Below are 18,742 nucleotides of genomic sequence, written 5' to 3' on the forward strand. Positions count from 1 at the left end.
CACCAGCCAGTGAGCCCACGTCGCACCCGGCTCATCGCGGTGTCCAGGCTGGCCATAGTTGCTAGCGCGCCACGCGGTAGCGGAGGTAGACGACTTTCGAGCTGAAGGTGCGGGTCTCGACGAGTTCGAGATCCACCCGGCGCTCGCGCTGGGGAAAGAACGGAATGCCACCGCCGACCAGCACCGGGCAGACCCGGGCCCGGTACTCGTCGATCAGACCCAACGCGGCCGCCTCGGCGGCGAGAGTCGCGCCGCCGATCGCGATGTCGCCCTCCCCCGGCTCGGCTCGCAGCCGCTCGATCTCCTCCGCCAGGCCGCCGGAGGCCAGGCGGGCATTGCCCTGCACCGCCGGCAGCGTGGTGGCGAACACCACCTTTGGGAGCGACTTCCAGATCGCGGCCCACACGAGCCTTGAGTCGTCGAGCGATGGATCCTGGTCGGCGGCTTAGACGAGTCCGAAACCGAGCTGGGTCGCGCCTCCGTCGGACGCCAGCTCGACACCCGTGATGTAGCTGCTGGCCGGAGAGGCGAGGAAGAGCACGGCCGCGGCCTGCTCCTCGGGCCGTGAAAGGCGGCCGAGCGGGATCGGCGCCGTGTGATCCACCCGCCACTTCTCGCGCCCGGCCGCGTCCAGGCCGGACGCCTCCAGCGCGGCGTCGACCGCGGGCGTCTCCGTGGAGCCGGGGGCCAGCGCGTTGACGCGGATGTTGCGCCCGCTCAGCTCGTTGGCCCAGGAACGGGCGAACGACCGGACCGCGGCCTTGGACGCGGAATAGACGCTCAGCCCCTTCTGGCCGCTGGTGGAGGCCATCGACGTGACCAGCACGACCGACGCGCCGTCGTTGAGCAGCGGCAGGGCCTTCTGCACCGTGTACACGGTGCCCTTCACGTTGATGCCGAGGACCTTGTCCAGGTGCTCGTCGGTGACGTCCGCCAGCCCGACGAACTCGCCGTACCCGACGTTGGCCACGACGGCGTCGATCCGGTGGCCGTCCTCGGACACCTTGGCGTACAACCGGTCCACGTCCGCGGGCATGGCGACGTCGCCTCGTACGCCTACCGCGCCGTGGCCGATCTCCGCGACCGCGGCGTCCAGTTCCTCCTGCCTGCGGCCGGTGATGTAGACGAGCGCGCCCTCCTCGGCGAACCGTTGTGCCGTGGCGAGGCCGATCCCCGCGCTGCCGCCGGTGACGACCGCGACCTTGCCGGCGAGCTGTCCCATGGTGAACTCCTGCTGTTTGACTCGTTTCGAACGCTTCGAGTTCACCACCAGGATCATGGATTACCAATGACGACTCGGGTATCCGGCGATGCGCCCCGGGTATCGATGACCTGCGCGTCTCCCATCGGCGCCCCAGGCCGGCGTGCGGGGCGCGTCAAGGTCAGACGCCGGTCGGGATCCCCGGCTCGAGCCAGCGGACGACGGCGCGAGAACCGGGGTGGGCCGCCAGCGTGCTGCGCAGGTGTTGCGGTGGTTCGGCGAAGTGTGACCAGCCGTCGTAGTGGACGGGGACGGCCACCCGCGGGCGTGACAGGGCGAGCAGGTCGACGGCGTCCCGGCCGTCCATGGAGTAGCGCAGGGGGCCGGTCTGCGGGAAGCGGACGCTGCCGAGGTGGAGGAGCACGACGTCGACGTCCAGGGTGCGTGCCACCCGGCGGAGCGGCCGGTGCAGAACGGTGTCGCCCGTCATCCACACCGCGACGCCTGGCCGGTCGCCGACGGCGAGGGCGAACCCGACCACGGCTCCGGCGACGGGACGGCTCAGGGGTGGCCCGTGCCGGCAGGGGGTGGCGGTGACGGTCAACGACGGCTTGCCCGGTGCGGTGAGGCGCGTCGTCTCCCCTGCCGCGAGGCCGCGGGCGTTGGGCAGGGCCAGGCGTCGCGCCCCGGGCCTCGTCGTCACGACCGTGGTCGCGCCGGGAAGCAGGGCCCGCCCGAGGTCGTCCAGGTTGTCGGCGTGGTGATCGTGGCTGAGCAGTATGACGTCGACGGGGCCGACGTCCCCGGCCGCCAGGGCCGGGCCGCTCTGCTTGACGGACGAGGTGCCCCATCCGAATCCGTACCGCCGTCCTGCCGGGTCGAAGGTGGGGTCGGTGAGGATGCGCCAGCCGTCGAGCTCCATCAGGACGGTGGGCCCGCCCACGTGAGTGAGGGTCGTCATGGGCGGGCCACCTTTGTCCACGTGGATCACGATCCCGCGTGGGTGCCGCGGGAGGACGTCGCGTGCTCCAAGGCCCAGGCCAGGGCGTAGTCGGCCACGGCCTCCCATCCGGGCGCGGCACAGGTCCAGTGGTCACGGCCCTCGAATTCGTGGTATTCCGTGACCGCCGGGGACTTCTCGTAGTGCTTGGCGTTCGACTTGTTCACCGACGGCGGCATGATGTGGTCCTTCTCGCCGCCGATGAACAACAGCGGAGCGCGGTCGGCGGAGTAGTCGACCCACGTGTCCTGATGCCCGGGCTTGAAGTTCGCGAACAGCCCGTATTCCCACACCCAGTATCCGGGGGCCGCGATGGCGTAGCGGTCCCACGCCTTGCGCGACTCGTCCTCGGTGAGGGTGTTGGTGAAGGCGTAGTGAAACTCTTCGGGAGTGAAGCCGACGGCCTTGTGCCGGTTGGCCGGGTTCTTCAGCGCCGGGAACAGCGACTTCGCCTGCGACAGCGGGTTGACCCTGACTCCCTCGGTGGGCGCGGAGTCGATGACCACCCCCGCGGATCCCAGCCCGCGGGCCAGGAGCAGCTGGGTGAGCGTGCCGCCGAAGGAGTGACCCATGATGATCGGCGGGGTCGGGACGGCCTCGATGACGGCGGCGAGGTGGTCGAGGGTCTCGTTGACGGTCAGCTTGGCGATGACGTCCGGGTTCTCACGGAGTGCCTCGACTTCGATCTCGAAGCCCGGGTAGGCGGGGGTGAGCACGGTGAGGCCCTTGGCCTCGAAGTGCGTGACCCAGTTCTCCCAGCTGCGGGGCGTCACCCACAGGCCGTGAACGAGCACCACGGTGTCGGGACGGTTGTTGTGATCCATGATGGCTCCTTCGGCAGGTCAGGCGTCGATGAACGCGAGCAGGTCGGCGTGCAGGCGGTCGCGGTCGGTGTCGGGCAGGGCGTGTCCGCTGCCCTCGTAGACCTTCAGGACGGCGCCGTCGATCATTTCGGCCGACCGCTTGCCCCCGACCTCGAACGGCACGATCTGGTCGTCGTCGCCGTGCACGACCAGGGTGGGGACGTCGATCTTCGCCAGGTCCGGCCGGAAGTCGGTGGCGGAGAAGGCGGCGATGCACTCGTACGCGGCCCGGTGCCCGCATGCCATGCTCTGCAGCCAGAACGCGTCGCGGAAGCCCTGGTCGACGTCGTGCCTGCGGTTGTGCCCGAAGAACGGGCCGTCGGCCAGGTTCCGGTAGAGCTGGGACCGGTTCGCGGCCTCGCCGGCGCGGATCTCGTCGAAGGTCTCGATCGGCAGCCCTTCGGGGTTGTCGTCGGTGCGCAGCATCAGCGGCGGTACGGCGGACACGAGGACCACCTTCGAGACACGGGCGCTGCCGTGGCGGCCGATGTAGTGGACGACCTCCCCGCCGCCGGTCGAGTGCCCGACCAAGGTGAGGTCCCGCAGGTCGAGGTGTTCGATCAGGCAGGCCAGGTCGTCGGCGTAGGTGTCCATCTCGTTGCCGTGCCAGGTCTGCGACGAGCGGCCGTGGCCACGCCGGTCGTGGGCGATGGCGCGGTGCCCGTGCTCCGCGAGGAAGAGGGCGGCCGCCTCCCACGCGTCGGAGTTGAGCGGCCAGCCGTGGCTGAGCAGAACCGGGGACCCGTCGGTCCCCCAATCCTTGTAGAAGATCTTGGCTCCGTCGTCGGCGGTGACGTAGGGCACTGCGGCCTCCTTGGGCTCGATGGGTGGATCGAGCGTGCCGCCGGCGCCCGTCGTCACGGACCACGTGATTCACGTAGTCGCTCAGCGGTCGGCGGCCTCCAGCTTGTCTGCGAGCTGGCGCCGTGAGGAGATGCCGAGCTTCTGGAACACCTTGCGCAAGTGGTAGTCGACCGTGTTCACACTGATGAAGAGGTTGGCCGCTATCTCTGGATTCGTGTGTCCGACCGCCGCCAGCCGGGCGATGGTCAGCTCCTGAGTGGTGAGATCGGGCGTCCCGGGACCGCTGTGGGCCACCGGCTTCGCCCCGACGGCCTCGAGCTCGGCGCGGGCCCTCGGGACGAATATCTGGGCCCCGCTGTGCTCGAAGTGCTGGACCGCCAGCTGCAGCTGTTCGCCTGCTTCACGACGGCGTCGCATCCGCCTCAACCACTCGCCGTAGAGCAGGTGGGCACGGGCGAGGTCGATCTCCGCATCTGTTCGCTCAAGCGCCTGGACGGCGGCGACGAAGTGTGGTTCCGCCGCTGAGTCCTCGCTGGTCAGCGCCTGGCAACGTTCGGCGACTCCACGGCACCACAGCGAGCCGTTCACCCCGGCCCTGCTGACAAGTTGGTCGACGTACGGCTGTGCCTCGTGTGCGTGCCCACTCCGGACCGCCGCTTCGACGAAGTCGTTGTAGTAGGTGGGCGTCACTTGGAGAAACAGGTCCTGAAGCAGCGGCTTGAGACGGTCGTAGGCGTCACGGTAATTGCCCTCGGCGATGTCGCGAAGGGCGACGGCCGCGATCGCGGAGGCGCCGACACCGCCGAAGCCGACGGAGTTCGCACCGTCCGCGATGGCCAGCACGACATGGCGCGGTGAACCAGTCCACGCCATCAGGGCGGCGTTGATCACGTTCTCCGCGTCGTAGCCCATCGCCAGCCGTACTTCGCGGACCTGTTCGATGGCCTCCTCGGCGCGTCGCACGGTCCCACCGGTCAGCTCGCACAGCGAAGTGGTCCACGTCAACGAATCGAGGGCCGCAAGGGCGCCGGCGCCGCGCGCCGCCGCGGCGGCGCGCGCAAGCGCGGCCCTGCGACCGGTGTCGTCCCACAGGAAGGTCCCCAGCGAGGCGATCGCCGAGGCCATGTGCATCATCTCGTGGTCCGGCAGTTCCACGATCGCGTCGAACGCCGCCCTGGCACGTGGAACCGCTTCCGCGTACGGCTCCAGCATGAGTGACCCGAGGCCGGCCAGGATGGTCGCGTCCGGTCCGCCACCCAGCTTCGACGCGGCCTCGATGCGCCGGCCCAAGTCGTGCCGCGAGATGCCCTGCATGAGCCGATCGGCGTTCACACAGAACTCGAAGGCCTTGAGAAGTGTTCGTTGTTCACGCTCGGTGTCGCGCCCGTGGAACTCATCCGCGGCGCGGACGAGTTCGGCCGCCGCAGGCAACAACACGGCCGGGGCCCCCTGGAACATGCCGAGTTCACAGCGGACGACGATCATCCGCCCACGATCGACGCGATCGGCGGACTCCGCGTCGACCATCTCAAGCAGTTCGTGGGCGATCTGGGCGGCTCCCGCGACGAGCGCGGCCTCTGCCGCGCCGACCAGGCGCGAGTCCTTGACGCGGCCGGGCGGGGTCAGCTCCGCGGCACGGGTCAGGATGGTCGCCCGAGACGCGAAACCACCACGACGCGCGGCCAGGTCGGCGGTGTGTTCCAGCCGGTCGGCCACGTGTACGTCCGTGCCCAGGGTGGCCTTCGCGGAATGCCATGCCTCGAGCTCGACCATCCCGTGCCGGTCCGCGGCTCCGGCCAAGGCCCGGTGCGCCCTCCTGCGGTCCGCACCCGAGGCCGCGTTGTAGACGGCAGATCGCACCAAAGGGTGCCGGAACCGAACCGTTCCCCGCAGCTCCACCAGCCCGGCGGTCTCGACCTGATCGACGACGTCCTCACCGAGACCCATCGTGCGTGCCGCGGAGCCGATGAAGTCGACATTGCCGGTGGTGTCCGCGGCGGCCAGCAGCACCCACTGCTGGACCGGGGTGTCGGTCTGCCGCACCCGCCGCACATAGTGCGCCTCGAGCCGAGGGCCCACCGGGATCGGATCGGTGCCGAGTCCGAGACCGCCGAGTTCCTGTGCGGACAGGCCCTCGGCGAGATCGATGAGCGCTAGCGGGTTGCCTCCCGTGGCCCGCGCGATCGCGGCCGCCGAGGCCGGGTCGACCGGAGCGGCGAGCGACCTGCTGAGAAGCGCGGTGGCCGACTCCTGATCGAGCCCGCCGAGCGCCAACTCGGGAACGCCGCCCATGCGTGTGGAGACGCCTTCTTCGTGCCTGGCGGCGAACAACATCGCGACCGGCTCGACTGCGAGACGCCGGGCCACGAACGCCATGACGTCCAGACTCTCCTGATCCAGCAGGTGCGCATCGTCCACGGCACACACGACGGGCGTCTCGGCGGCGGCCGCGGCAAGCAGTCCGAGCACTCCCAGTCCCACCAGGAAACGATCCGGCGGCGGGCCCTCGGCGACGCCCGATGCGACCTCGATCGCCTGCCGCTGGCGCTCAGGAAGTGCGGGTAAATGCTCGCTCAGCGGGATGGTCAGCCGCTGGATGCCCGCAAAGGGAAGCGTCATCTCCGACTCGAAACCGTCGAGCCGGAGCATCGACAAACCGGCCGCGGCGGCAGTGGCCGCCTCGAGCAGAGCCGTCTTACCGATTCCCGGTTCTCCGGTGATCAGGAGTGATCCACCGCGACCGTTGCGCGCGTTGCCGAGCAGCAGGCCCAACTGCCTCCGCTCGTCATCGCGACCCAAAAGCCCACCGATTCTGATCACGCGACGACGTTAGGCCACGCGTGCAGAAGGCACCAGCGCCGGAGGACTACGAAGATCACGTGGTCCGGGGCTCGTGTCCACCGGCCGACGATGTGCGGGTTCCATCGAACCGAGGAGTCCTCATGCCATCACACAGCTCCCACGCCGGCCCGCCTTTACGCTCCCGTCCGCGACGCCGGATGCTCGGGACGATCGCCGGCGCGGTGGCCACCGCCCTCGTGGGCGGGCTCGCCCTCACCGGGCCCACCGCCTCCGCGAACGCGTCACCGCTCGCCGCCGCCGCACAGACGCACCGGACGCCGTCGGCGAAGCCGACGATCGTCCTGGTCCACGGTGCCTTCGCCGACGCCAGCGGCTGGAACGCGGTCGCCGGCCGGCTGCTCGCGGCCGGCTACAAGGTGATCGCGTTCCCCAACCCGCTGCGCGGACCGCAGGCGGACGGCGAGTACCTCCGCCAGTTCCTGACCACCGTCGACGGCCCGGTCGTGCTCGTCGGCCATTCCTACGGCGGGGCGGTGATCAGCAACGGTGCCACGGGCAACCCGAACGTCAAGGCCCTGGTCTACGTGGCGGCCTACGCCCCCGCCGAGGGCGAGAGCGTCGCCGCCGCCAACACGCTGGGCGGCGGCCACACCGACGTGACCGACCACCTCGTCGTGCGGCCCTACCCGGGCGCCGCCCCCGGAGACGGGGACGCCTACATCGACCCCGCCTCCTTCCCCGGCCTGTTCGCGCAGGACCTTCCGCGGAGCACGACCAGCGTCATGGCCGCGACCCAGCGGCCCGGCGCGCTGGCGGCGCTCGTCACGCCGTCCGGTCCGCCGGCGTGGAAGTCGGTGCCGAGCTGGTATCTCGTCGCCCGGCAGGACCGGATCATCCCGCCCCAGGCCGAGCGCGTGATGGCGAAGCGAGCCGGCGCCACGACCGTCGAGATCGACAGCTCACACGTGGCGATGATGAGCCACCCCGACGTGGTGACGAAGTTGATCCTGCGGGCCGCCCGCTAGCCGGCCTGTCCGGCACCGGGCGTGCTCGGTGCCGGACAGCTCAGCGCTGTTTCGCTTGCCGCTCCGGGAACGCCCGGATGATCTGTGCTTCGCCGACGGCAGGAACACGCGTCACAAGGACACCTGATCGGAACGCACCGCCGACACCACGGGTAGGGACAGGACCATGGTGAGTCCTCCCCCTGGAGTCTCGTCAGGCACGAGAGTTCCGCCCATCGCCTCAGACAGGCCACGGGACAGGGCAAGGCCAAGTCCGACACCCGTCTGGTTGTCGCGGTCGCCGAGGCGCTGGAACGGCATGAACACACGGTCATAGGCCTCGCGCGGAATCCCGGGTCCGCGATCGATGACCCGGATTTCGACGTGGTCGCCGTGCCGGCTGGCGGTGACCAGTAATTTCTGCCCCGGAGGGGTGTACCGGACCGCATTGGACGTCAGGTTGGCCAGTACCCGTTCGAGCAGGGCCGGATCGGCGATCACTTCGGGCAGGTCGGTGCGGATGTCGGTCTCGATCGCGCCGCTGGGAACCCCGAGATCGTCGATCACCATGGGGACGATCTCGTCCAGCGCCACGGGCTGCAGTGCCAGGCCGAGCACCCCGGCCTGCAGGCGGCTCATATCGAGCAGGTTGGCAACCAGGCGAGCCAGCCTGGCCAAAGACTCGTCAGCAGTGGCCAGCAGCTCCTCGCGATCCTCAGGGGACCACTCGACGTCGGTGGTGCGCAGGCTCTCCACGGCGGCCTTCGCCGAGGCGAGCGGCGTGCGCAGGTCATGACTGACGGCGGCGAGCAGGGCCGTACGCATCCGGTCGGCCGCAGCAAGCGGTGCGACCTGCTCGACCTCCTCCCTCAGCCGTTCCTGCCGCAGCGCCACGGCTGTCTCGGCTGCGAACGCCTCGAGCATCCGGCGGTCGTAGGCGTCGAGGAGCCGCCCGCGCGCGGCGAGGACCAGGTTGTCGTCGACGGCGACGTCGGTGTCGGCGAGCCCGGGGTACGCGCAGGGAGTCCCGCCGGACGTGGCGACGGTGCGCCAGGCGTCCGGATCGGAGCGATCATCAGGCTTGTTTCCCGCCTCCGGCCGGCGCTCCAGCAATGCGACCGAGGCCAGGCCGAAAGTCTCACGCATCCGTGCGAGGAGGGAGGACACCGCCGCCTCGCCCCGCAGAACATGCCCGGCCAGGGTGGACAGGATCTCGGCCTCCGCTCCCGCTCGCGCGGCCTCCCGGGTACGGCGCGCCGCGACGTCGACGATCGCGCTCACCGCGGCGGCGACCAGAACGAAGACGACAAGGGCGAAGAAGTTCTCCGGATCGGAGATCGTCAAGGTGTCGATGGGAGGCGTGAAGAAGTAGTTGAGCAGGAGCGAGCCGCCGACCGCTGCCACCATGGCCGGCCACATGCCCCCGATGAGTGCGACGCCGACGACCATGAGCAGGAAGAAAAGGATCTCGCTCGGCAGCGACAACGAGTCCCGGAACGGGACGAGCACGGCCGTGAGCCCCGGCACGCCGGCAACCGCGACGGCCCAGCCGATCAGCCTCCTGGTCCGGGTCAGTGCGGCGGGAGAATCTGCCCGACGGCGCCTCCCCTTCCTGACCTCGTCGTGCGTCACCATGTGGACGTCGATGGATCCGGACTGCGCGGTGGTCTCCACACCCACGCCACGGGAGAAGATCTGGGCGAGCCTGCCCCGTCGGGACGCACCGAGCACGAGCTGTGTGGCGTTGACGCCGCGGGCGAAATCGAGCAGCGCGCGCGGGACGTCCTCGCCCACGACCTGGTGGTACGTGCCTCCCAGGCTTTCCACCAGGGTTCGCTGACGGGCCAGATTTGCCGCGTCGCCTCCCGTCAGGCCGTCGGCCCTGGTGACGTGGACGGCAAGGAGGTCGGCGCCCTTGGTTCGTGCGGCGATGCGGGCGGCCCGCCGCACCAGGGTGTCGCCTTCAAGCCCGCCCGTCAGCGCGACGACGACTCGTTCGCGCGCCTCCCAGGTCGTGGCGATGCCGTGCTCGGCCCGGTAGCGGTCGAGCTGGTCGTCCACCTTGTCCGCGACCCAGAGCAGCGCAAGCTCGCGCAGGGCGGTCAGGTTGCCCACCCGAAAGTAGTTCGACAGTGCCGCATCGACCTTCTCCGGCGCGTACACGTTGCCGTGCGCCATGCGGCGGCGGAGCGCCTCCGGCGACATGTCGACCAGCTCGACCTCGTCGGCCCGGCGGACGACCTCGTCGGGTACGGTCTCCCGCTGCTGAACGCCGGTGATCTGCTCGACGACGTCGTTCACCGACTCCAGGTGCTGGATGTTGACGGTTGACACGACGTCGATGCCGGCGGCCAGGATTTCCTCGATGTCCTCCCAGCGCTTGGCGTTGCGCGAGCCGGGCACATTGGTGTGCGCCAGCTCGTCGATCAGCACGATCGCGGGCGCGCGATCGATGACGGCGTCGACGTCGAGTTCAGTGAAGGTGGTATCCCGGTAGACCATCGTCTTGCGGGCGACGATTTCCAGGCCGTCAAGAACTTCGGCTGTGCGAGGACGGTCATGGGTCTCCACGAGACCCACGACCACGTCCCTGCCACGCGCCATGGCCCGGCGCCCCCCGCTGAGCATCGCGTACGTCTTCCCGACACCGGGAGCCGCCCCGAGGTAGACCCGTAACCGCCCACGTGGCACGTGCGATCACCACTCCTGAAAAACGGGCTGTCAGCCGCCCGAGCAGGCGAATCCCGGGTTTAAAGCAAAGTTCAAGATTGGGGAGATATTTCGGATTTTGACGGCCTACGTACGAGCCTGGCGCGAATCTTGACGCGATCCATACGCCTTTCGAGCAAGGGCGGGGTGTCAGCCGAACAGGGAGTGCCCGTCTCCGCGCCTGACGCGGCGCCGAATGACCACAACGAGGTCGACGACGGCGATGAGGGCGAGCACGGCCAGGCAGATCGCCAGCACGGTCAGCCCCGCCGCGAACGCCGCCGCCGCGAATACGCCGCAGACGACCAGTCCGAAGGCTGCCAGGACGATTCGCAGATTCAATGCGCTGCGTGGTGGTTCTGCGGTCGGAGAGAAAATCGCCCAGAAGTTGTCACGGGCGCCCGTACGGCTCTCGCGCCGCTCCACCGGTCCGCTGTCGCCGGTCCCGGACCGGCTGTTGTGGGGCGGATCCTTCATTTCGCTCACCATCCCTCCTCGCACCGCTCCCCTACCCACGCAGCGGGCGCCCTCCCTGGCACACGCGTGTTGGCGATACCGGGGATGACTCCACGGCCTCCGGTGGCTCCCGAGGTCATGGATTTCGACGACCCGCCCGTCAACCCAGCCGGTCAGTGCTCAAGGAGCCGATGCCGATGTGCGGCGGTGGCGGCCTGGACGCGGCTGGTCACGCCGAGTTTGGCGAGGATGCTGGAGACGTGCGCTCCGGCCGTTTTGACAGAAATAAACAGTTGCTCGGCGATCTCGCGGTTGGTGCGGCCCTCGGCGAGCAGGTGAAGCACTTCACGCTCACGCGAGGTCAGGCCGAAGTCCTGCCGCCGGTCCCCGGCCTGCGACTCGCCGTCCGACGCGAGGCCGTCCAAGGGGACACGCGCCAGTCTCGCCAACTGATCGATCCGGGTACGCAGAGGACCGGCGGACAGGAGATCGGCGTGCGCGGCGGCACGGCGGAGGCGTGCGGTGGCCGCGGCGCGGTCTCCGGCTTCGATGGCGGTCTCCGCCGCACGTACGAGCGCCAAAGCCTGCGGGTACGGCTGCCGCAGACCGGCCCATGCGGTGGCGACGTGATCCCAGAGGTCCGGCTGCCCCGTCTCCGCGGCGAAGGCGAGTTGGTGGGCACGCTGGACGGGACCGATGACGGGCAGCCTGGACGCCACCTCATCCAGGCCGGTCGCGGCTGCTCGCCCTCCGGCCTCGATCACGGGCCAGAGATAGCGCGGACTCGATTCGATTTCGTCGGTCTCCAGCGCCTGTTCGACAACCCGTACGGCATCCGGCCGCCGCCCTTGGGCGAGCCGCAGATCCACCTCGAGGCGTATCAGCAGAAGGTGGTCCTGGGCGTAGGAGGTCCCTCTGGTGAAGACCTCGCGAGCGTAGTCCGTGGAGGCCTGGGCAACGTCGAGGTCGCCTCGGGCCAGCGCGATCGTTCCGCGGAGCACCAGGAGGTAGGCGTGAAGACTGGGGGTCGGGGTGAGGGCGAGAGCGTGCTCGATGATCTCGACCGCCTCGTCCCAGCGGCCCAGTGCGATCAGTGCCTCGGCGAGGTTGCCGGCGTGGGTGGGACCAGACGTGCGGGCCAGCCCGGCTTCGGCCGCCGTGGCGAGACCATGCCGGGCCGCCTCGACCGCTTCCTGGTATCGGCCGGCGCCCTGCAGCACATCCGCCTCGCACCGGTAGGCGTGCATGACGGCGCCGTGGTCGCGGATTCGGCCGGCCACGGCTCGCGCGGCCGCGAGGCGGGGCAGTTGCCCGTCGACGTCGCCGGCCCGCGCTTCCGCGTACGCGATGTTGATCGCGGCCATGGTCTCCGAGCTCACGTCACCGGTGGCCTGTGCCGCAGCGATCGCCTCCCGGGCGACGGCGCAGCCTTCTTCTTCGCGCGGGATCGTCAGCAGACGATTGGCGAGCATGTTGAGGACGGGCGCGCGGGCCTGGTGGACGGGTGGTATCAGCTCCGCCGCCTCCCGGAGGTCCGCCAGGTCTCCCGGCAGTCCGAGGGCATGGCGCAGCTCGCCGCGATACCCGAGCAACCGGCCGACACGGACCGGATCGGACTTATCCGAAAGGGCAAGGGCTATCAGCTCCATCGCCCGCGTGCCCTCGCCGGCCGACACCGCGGCCCGCACCGCCTCTTCAAGCACGTCGGCGTGGGATGTCGCGACATGACCGGCGGGATCCGGGACGTGTTCCCAGAGCTCGATGACCTGAGCGAGCATGTGCAACCGCTCGGCGTAGGCCAGCGACGCCTGTGCCTCGGCGGCGGCGCGCCATGCGGCCGTCAACGCCATGGCAGGGTGGCGCTTCGAGGCGTGCCAATGGTGGGCGGACTCGACCGCCGCACGGCCGGGCGGGGCAAGGGAGGGGTCCTTCTCCAGCGTTTCCGCATAGCGCAGGTGCAGCAGTTCCCGCTCCCCGGGCAGCATGTCCTCGTACAGGACCTCCCGGATCAGCGCGTGCCGGAACACATAGGCGTCCTCCTCGACCAGCATGAGGTTCGACCTCACCGCGGGACGCAGCGCGTTCGCCAACGCGGCGTCGGCGACCTCGGTGACTGCCGACAGCCATGCATGGCCGATCCGGCCGCCGCCCGCCGCCGCGGCTCTGACGACCCGCCGGGTCCGGGGAGGAAGCCGTTCGAGCGGCGTGACCAGCAGATCGCGGATCGACTCGGGCACGGGCGCGTCGGTCCGGGCCGACAGGGCCTCCACGAACAGCGGGTTGCCCTCGCTGCGCCGGAAGATCACGGTGCTGAGCCCGGCATCCGGCTCGTGGCCGAGGAGACCGCGAAGCTGCCTCGCGACGTCGATCTTGGTCAACCGGCCGAGGTCGAGCCGCACCGCCCACGCCATCCGGTCCAGCTCGGCCAGCAGCACGCGCAGCGGATGAGCCCGGTGCAGTTGATCACTTCGGTGCGTGACGATCGTCAGCAGGCCAGGAGCGGCGTGCTGGTTGCGGACGAGGAAGTCGAGCAGTTCCCGGCTGGATCGATCCGCCCAGTGCACGTCCTCGATGACCAGGATGACGCGCCGCTGGTCGGCCAGCGCCGCGAGCAGCGTGAGGAACTCTTCGAAGAGGCGTGCCCTGGCCAGTCCGACGGCGGCGTCACCGCGGGACGGCCCCAGAACGGGGAGCAGCCGGCCCAGCTCTCCGGCCTCGCCGCGAGGTAACAGTCCGAGAACACCGTTCACGCCGATCTCTCGGACCAGTCCGCGCAGCACGGTGGTGAACGGTGCGAACGCCAAGCCGTGCCGGCCCAGTTCCACGCAGTTCCCCACGAGCACCGGCGCGGTTCCGGACAGCGGCGCGGTGAACTCCTCGACCAGCCGGGACTTCCCCACTCCGGCCTCACCGCCGATGAGCACGGTGGCGGGCGAGCCCTCCTGGACGCGCGCGAACGCCGCGTGCAGCGTGGCGAGTTCCCTGTCTCTGCCGACGAAGACCGGGCTCCCCGAAGTGCTCATGCCTCCAGCGTCCCAGATAGGGATCACTCATCAGATATTTAGGGAATCGGAATAGGGCATCCGCCCGATCCGCGGAACGTCCGCCCCGCGAAATGCTCGCCAGGTGACCGATCTCTACATCCCGTCGGCGAAGCCACGGCCGCTCCTGAGCCGTCCGATGGTCCTGCTCCTGGTGGCGTCGTGCGGCTCGCCCACGACCTTCTACCTGCTGGTTTCCGTCGTCCCGCTGTACGCGGCGTCGGGCGGGGCGGGCGACATGGGCGCCGGACTGTCCACCAGCGCCATGATGCTGGCCACCGTGTTGGTGGAGCTCGCCATGCCGGGCCTGCTGAGCCGATGGGGATACCGCGCGAGCATGGCGCTGGGAGCGCTGCTGCTCGGTGCGTCCTCGGCCGCGCTGGCCGCGTCGTCCGCACTTCCTCTCGTGCTGGCCGCCTGCCTGGCCTGTGGGGCGGGGCTCGGAATCATGGTGGTGGCCGGCCCCGCACTGGTCGCCGAACTGGTGCCGGCCGAGCGCCGCGGCGAGGCACTGGGGGTGTACGGCGTCGCCGTCGCGATCCCCGCCATCGTGGGCCTGCCGCTGGGCGTGTGGATGAGCGCGCTCGTCGGCTACGGACCCGTGTTCGCCGTCGGCGCGGCGGTGTCGCTGGTCACGTTGGCCGCGGTGACCGGCCTGCCGTCCCGGCGACGACAGACGGAGCGCCGGACCCGAGTGCTCGGCCGGCTCGGCGACCGCAGGCTGATCCGGCCGGCGGGGGTCTTCACCGCCTTCACACTGCCGGCGGGAGCCCTGATGACCTTTCTGCCGCTCGCCGTCCCTGCCGGCTCGCGCGACACGGCCGCGCTGGCACTGCTGGTCCAGGCGTCCACCATGCCGATCGCACGCTGGCTCGCGGGTAGGTACGGCGACAGCCATGGACCTTCTCGGCTGCTCGTGCCCGCGGTGCTGACGGCCGCCATCGGCATGGCCGGGCTCGTCTGGCTGGACAACTCCTTCGTCGTGGTCGTAGGTGCGGCGCTTTTCGGGATCGGGTTCGGAGCCGCCCAAAACGTCACCCTGGCGCTGATGTTCGAACGAGCACCGAAATCAGAGTTCGGCCGGGTGAGCGCGCTGTGGAATCTCGCCTACGACGGCGGCATAGGCGTCGGCGGCATCGGCTTCGGCCTGGCGGCCGGGGTTGTGGGTTATCCGGCCGGATTCGCGCTGACCGCCGCCGTGCTGGTCGCCGCCCTCGTCCCGGCATGGATCGAGGTGGACAACAGAGGAAAAGAATGAGCGATGACCTGCGGCAGGCCGTACGGCGGGTGCTTCCCGGCGTGCGGGCCGACCTCGAAGCCCTGATCCGCATTCCTTCCGTCAGCGCCGACAGCCGCGCCGCCGCGGAGGTACGCCGCTGCGCGGAACTGACCGCTGAGCTCTTCCGCACCGCCGGCGCGCCCGAGGTCGAGATCGTGGACGACATCGAGGGCGGCAGACCTGCCGTGCTCGCCCGCTGCCCGGCGCCCCCGGGCATGCCGACAGTGCTGCTCTACGCCCACTACGACGTTCAGCCCGCCGGAGACCGGTGGTCGAGCCCGCCGTTCGAACCACACGAGACCGGCGGGCGCCTCTACGGTCGTGGATCGGCCGACGACAAGGCAGGGATCGCCGCGCATCTCGCGGCGATCCGGGCATACGGCGGCCGGCCGCCGGTCGGGGTCACCGTCCTCGTCGAGGGTGAGGAGGAGATCGGCTCCCCGACGCTCGGCAGGTTCCTCGACCGTCACCGCGACAAGCTCGCGGCCGACGTGGTGGTGCTCGCCGACTCTGAGAACGTCGCGATCGGCGTCCCGTCGTTCACCGAGGCGCTGCGCGGTCTCGCGGCCTGCGTGGTCGAGGTGCGGACCCTCGAGCACGGCGTGCACTCCGGCACGTACGGCGGGGCGGCCCCCGACGCTCTGACCGCCCTGTGCCGGCTGCTCGCCACCCTGCACGACGACCACGGCGACGTCGCGGTGGCCGGGCTCGTCGCCGGCAGTCGCCCGGCGATCGACTACCCGGAGGAGCGGTTCCGATCCGAGGCCACCGTGCTCGACGGTGTGCCGCTCGTCGGCACCGGTACCGTCGCCGAGCGGATCTGGGCCAAGCCCGCCGTGACGGTGCTGGCCATCGACGCCCCCGCGGTGACCGACGCGTCCAACACGCTCGTCCCCGTGGCTCGGGCCAAGGTCAGCCTGCGGGTCGCGCCAGGTGACGACGCCCCACGCGCCCAGGCCATGCTGGTCCGGCACCTGCGCGAACATGCGCCCTGGGGCGTACGGCTGGAGATCGGCAAGGCCGAGCTCGCGCAGCCGCATGCCGTCGACACACGCGGATCCGCCTACGACGCCGCACGCCGGGCGTACAAGACGGCCTACGGCGACGACGTCGTCGGCATCGGTGGTGGAGGCGCGATCCCGTTCGTCGCGGAGTTCGCCAGTGCGTTCCCCGACGCGGCGATCCTCATCACCAGCGCCGGGGGCGATCCCGCCTGCCGGGCGCACAGCGCCGACGAAAACCTCCACCTCGCCGACTTCGAACACGCCTGCCTAGCCGAGACGCTCCTGCTCGACGAGCTCGCCCGCGAAGCCGGACGGTGATCCGGTTCCGTCAGTCCATCACGGTACGGACGCCAAGGCCGAGCAGGATCGCCCCGGTCAGCCGATCGAGCAGGCGGCGGACCTTGGCCGTACGCAGCAGCCGGGCCGCGGCGCCGGAGACGGCGGTCCAGCCGGCGAGCCAGCAGGTGTGCAGGGCGGCGTGTGCCGTGGCGAGCAGCAGCATCGGCATCAGCACCGGGCGGCCCGGTTCGAGGAATTGCGGAGCGAGGGTGAGATAGACGGCAGCGGCCTTGGGATTCAGCACGTTGCCGAGCAGCCCCTGCAGGTAGGGGTGGTGCCCGCGCCACGGCAGCCGCCGTATCCGGGAGGGGCCTGAGCCGCTCGTCGCCGCAGCGGCCGATACGGCAGGCAGCGGGGGACGGCGAACCCCGGACCAGAGAAGCCAGAGTCCGAACCCGGCCAGGTAGCCCGCGCCGATCAGCTTCACGATCCAGAACGCCTGGGACGAGCGGAGCACCAGCGCGGCGAGGCCGGCCGCGGCCAGCGTGGCGTGTGTGTAGAGCCCGGTGACCGTCCCCAGGATCACCCACCAGCCCTGCCGCCGCCCGCCGGCGGCGACCCGGGACACGACCAACGTCAGGCTCGTTCCCGGCGTGGTGGTGACGGGCGCGACGGCCGCGAGGAAGCCGAGTACGGCGACCTCGCGCACGCTCACACCACCACCCGGTAGTGGGTGGTCAGCAGTCCCGTGTCGTCGTACACGTGGAACGCCACCCCGGGCGGCTGCTCCTGGGTCGCCAACCGGCCCTCGCCCTCCCACGGCATCCGGAGGGTGGAGACGACGCCGGGCGCGATCCGCAGCGGGCGGCCCGCGAACGTGCTGGCGGCGGCGGTGTGGAAGTGGCCGGTCAGCACCGCGACGGCCTGCGGATGGGCGGCGACCAGCTCGGCCAGCGGCTCGGCGGGCAGCAGCCGGATCGGGTCGACGACGGGGTGGTGCAGCGCGATCGGCGGGTGGTGGAAGGCGATGAAGGCCGGCGTGCCCGGCGCGAGCGAGTCCAGCTCACCGCCGAGCCAGTTCAGGGTCTCCGCGTCGAGACGGCCGTCGTCCTGGCCGGGAATCGAGGAGTCGGCGAGGAGGAAGACCGCCCCGGCGACGTCGTACCGGGCGTTGATCGGTCCGGTGCCGCCCGAGTCGTCGCCGAGCAGCCCTTTGCGGTACGCGGCGCGCACGTCGTGGTTTCCCGGACAGACCATGACCGGCGACGGGGAGTCGAAGAGCTTCGCGGCGGTCTCGTATTCGGTCACCTCGCCGTGGTCGGCGATGTCCCCGGTGATCAGGATCGCGTCGACCGGCCGCGGCAGGGCGTTGAGGTAGTCCATGACCCGGGCGGTCCGTTCCGCCGACCGGGGGTGATCGTCGATGTGCGTGTCGCTGAGATGGGCGATGACGAGCATGGACACCCTCACTAATGGTTGGATTAGCTTTAGACGTTAGGGACGCTACAGTCGGCCCGACTGGGCACGCAAGCCGGTACTTGAGGAGAACGGATGTCACAGCAGCTCGCCCTCGCCTTATCCGGCACGATCCGGCATGACGGCAACGGCGGCGTCGCCGACGACCTGGCCGATGTCGCCGGATTGGCCGGCTGGCTTCGCGAGCAGGCGGCATCGCTGCGGGAGTACGCGGTCGGCGTCGAGCAATTCGCCGATGCGGCCGACGAGCAGATGCGGCTCGACGTCGTGGCGCTGCGCCGTGCCGTACGCACCCTGTTCGCGGAGGCCGTCCGGCCGGGACCACCCAGCCGGGCCGACTCCTCGTCACTGCTCTCCCCGCCGGAAGCGGTCGAGCGGCTCAACCAGGCCGCCGCCACGCTGCCCCTCAGCCCGATGCTGAGCTGGCCGGAGGGTGCGGAACCAGCCGCCGCCTGGCGGGGCAGCGGGCCCGCCGACGACCGGCGGCGGCTCGCAGCGGCACTGGCCTGGGCCGCGATCGAGTTTCTTGCCGGCCCGGCCCGCGAGCGGTTGCGCGCCTGCCCGGCGCCGCGATGCGTTCGCTACTTCATCAAGGAGCACCCGCGCCAGGAGTGGTGCAAGCCCTCCTGCGGCAACCGGGCCCGGGTCGCCCGCCACTACCAGCGCCACACCACCGGCGACCAGGCATAGGGCTCCGGCTCGTTCAACCGCTGGACGATTCCTTCAACACGTCCAGAAATGCCCGGCTTAGAGGCGGCCGGGCAAAGCGGGGGCCGTTGTCGCGCCCCGAATTTCCTCATCGAGTTGGCGATCTCCGTCACTCT

15 protein-coding genes are annotated in these 18,742 nt (G+C 70.4%); 4 read left to right on the plus strand and 11 right to left on the minus strand.

From position 1 onward, the window contains the following. Positions 1–61: 61 nt before the first annotated feature. The 6 genes from Pth03_RS13815 to Pth03_RS13840 all read right to left on the minus strand — a co-directional run bounded on the left by Pth03_RS13815 (position 62) and on the right by Pth03_RS13840 (position 6,688). Positions 62–370 carry a dihydrofolate reductase family protein gene (locus Pth03_RS13815; RefSeq protein WP_239119013.1) on the minus strand — a complete coding sequence of 103 codons (309 nt, stop codon included), beginning with the start codon at positions 368–370 and terminating at the stop codon, positions 62–64. A 75-nt stretch (positions 371–445) separates the two neighbouring features. Further along, the gene (locus tag Pth03_RS13820) at positions 446–1,222 is read right to left on the minus strand and encodes an SDR family NAD(P)-dependent oxidoreductase (RefSeq protein ID WP_203944633.1); all 777 of its coding nucleotides are present in this window, start codon (positions 1,220–1,222) and stop codon (positions 446–448) included. 160 nt (positions 1,223–1,382) lie between these two features. After that, on the minus strand, positions 1,383–2,162 hold the full coding sequence (locus tag Pth03_RS13825) for an MBL fold metallo-hydrolase (RefSeq protein ID WP_203944634.1): 780 nt from the start codon (positions 2,160–2,162) through the stop codon (positions 1,383–1,385). A gap of 26 nt (positions 2,163–2,188) precedes the next feature. After that, on the minus strand, positions 2,189–3,025 hold the full coding sequence (locus tag Pth03_RS13830; protein WP_203944635.1) for an alpha/beta hydrolase: 837 nt from the start codon (positions 3,023–3,025) through the stop codon (positions 2,189–2,191). A gap of 18 nt (positions 3,026–3,043) precedes the next feature. After that, entirely contained in the window at positions 3,044–3,925 is an 882-nt protein-coding gene (locus Pth03_RS13835; RefSeq protein ID WP_239119014.1) for an alpha/beta fold hydrolase, read from the minus strand. A 24-nt stretch (positions 3,926–3,949) separates the two neighbouring features. Further along, positions 3,950–6,688, minus strand: coding sequence for a helix-turn-helix transcriptional regulator (locus Pth03_RS13840; protein WP_203944636.1), 2,739 nt, complete (start codon positions 6,686–6,688; stop codon positions 3,950–3,952). Positions 6,689–6,810: 122 nt separating this feature from the next. On the opposite strand from Pth03_RS13840, the gene Pth03_RS13845 reads away from it, so the two are divergent. Further along, positions 6,811–7,695: an alpha/beta fold hydrolase gene (locus Pth03_RS13845; RefSeq protein ID WP_239119015.1), complete on the plus strand. Its 885-nt coding sequence runs from the start codon at positions 6,811–6,813 to the stop codon at positions 7,693–7,695. Positions 7,696–7,806: 111 nt separating this feature from the next. On the opposite strand, the gene Pth03_RS13850 is transcribed toward Pth03_RS13845, so the two are convergent. From Pth03_RS13850 to Pth03_RS13860, 3 genes are all read right to left on the minus strand, one after another. After that, a complete protein-coding gene (locus tag Pth03_RS13850; RefSeq protein WP_203944637.1) occupies positions 7,807–10,365 on the minus strand; it encodes a DUF4118 domain-containing protein in 2,559 nt (852 codons plus the stop codon). 168 nt (positions 10,366–10,533) lie between these two features. Further along, complete coding sequence (locus Pth03_RS13855) at positions 10,534–10,860, minus strand: DUF6343 family protein (protein ID WP_203944638.1); 327 nt, start codon at positions 10,858–10,860, stop codon at positions 10,534–10,536. A 152-nt stretch (positions 10,861–11,012) separates the two neighbouring features. Then, positions 11,013–13,862, minus strand: coding sequence for a helix-turn-helix transcriptional regulator (locus Pth03_RS13860; RefSeq protein WP_203944639.1), 2,850 nt, complete (start codon positions 13,860–13,862; stop codon positions 11,013–11,015). A 103-nt stretch (positions 13,863–13,965) separates the two neighbouring features. On the opposite strand from Pth03_RS13860, the gene Pth03_RS13865 reads away from it, so the two are divergent. Together Pth03_RS13865 and Pth03_RS13870 are read left to right on the plus strand one after the other, a co-directional pair. Continuing rightward, positions 13,966–15,138, plus strand: coding sequence for an MFS transporter (locus Pth03_RS13865; RefSeq protein ID WP_203944640.1), 1,173 nt, complete (start codon positions 13,966–13,968; stop codon positions 15,136–15,138). Further along, the gene (locus Pth03_RS13870) at positions 15,135–16,481 is read left to right on the plus strand and encodes a dipeptidase (RefSeq protein ID WP_203944641.1); all 1,347 of its coding nucleotides are present in this window, start codon (positions 15,135–15,137) and stop codon (positions 16,479–16,481) included. The genes Pth03_RS13865 and Pth03_RS13870 overlap by 4 nt, the downstream gene beginning before the upstream one ends. Positions 16,482–16,491: 10 nt before the next feature. Here the strand turns inward: Pth03_RS13870 and Pth03_RS13875 are convergent, their stop codons facing one another. Both Pth03_RS13875 and Pth03_RS13880 read right to left on the minus strand, forming a co-directional pair. Continuing rightward, positions 16,492–17,157 carry a LysE family translocator gene (locus tag Pth03_RS13875; protein ID WP_239119016.1) on the minus strand — a complete coding sequence of 222 codons (666 nt, stop codon included), beginning with the start codon at positions 17,155–17,157 and terminating at the stop codon, positions 16,492–16,494. Further along, entirely contained in the window at positions 17,154–17,900 is a 747-nt protein-coding gene (locus Pth03_RS13880) for a metallophosphoesterase (RefSeq protein ID WP_203944642.1), read from the minus strand. Before Pth03_RS13880 ends, Pth03_RS13875 begins: the two co-directional genes overlap by 4 nt. A gap of 93 nt (positions 17,901–17,993) precedes the next feature. Here Pth03_RS13880 and Pth03_RS13885 point away from each other — a divergent pair, with 93 nt between their 5' ends. Then, positions 17,994–18,608 carry a CGNR zinc finger domain-containing protein gene (locus Pth03_RS13885; protein WP_203944643.1) on the plus strand — a complete coding sequence of 205 codons (615 nt, stop codon included), beginning with the start codon at positions 17,994–17,996 and terminating at the stop codon, positions 18,606–18,608. Positions 18,609–18,742 lie beyond the last annotated feature (134 nt).

This window comes from Planotetraspora thailandica (assembly GCF_016863335.1).
Lineage (GTDB): Bacteria > Actinomycetota > Actinomycetes > Streptosporangiales > Streptosporangiaceae > Planotetraspora > Planotetraspora thailandica.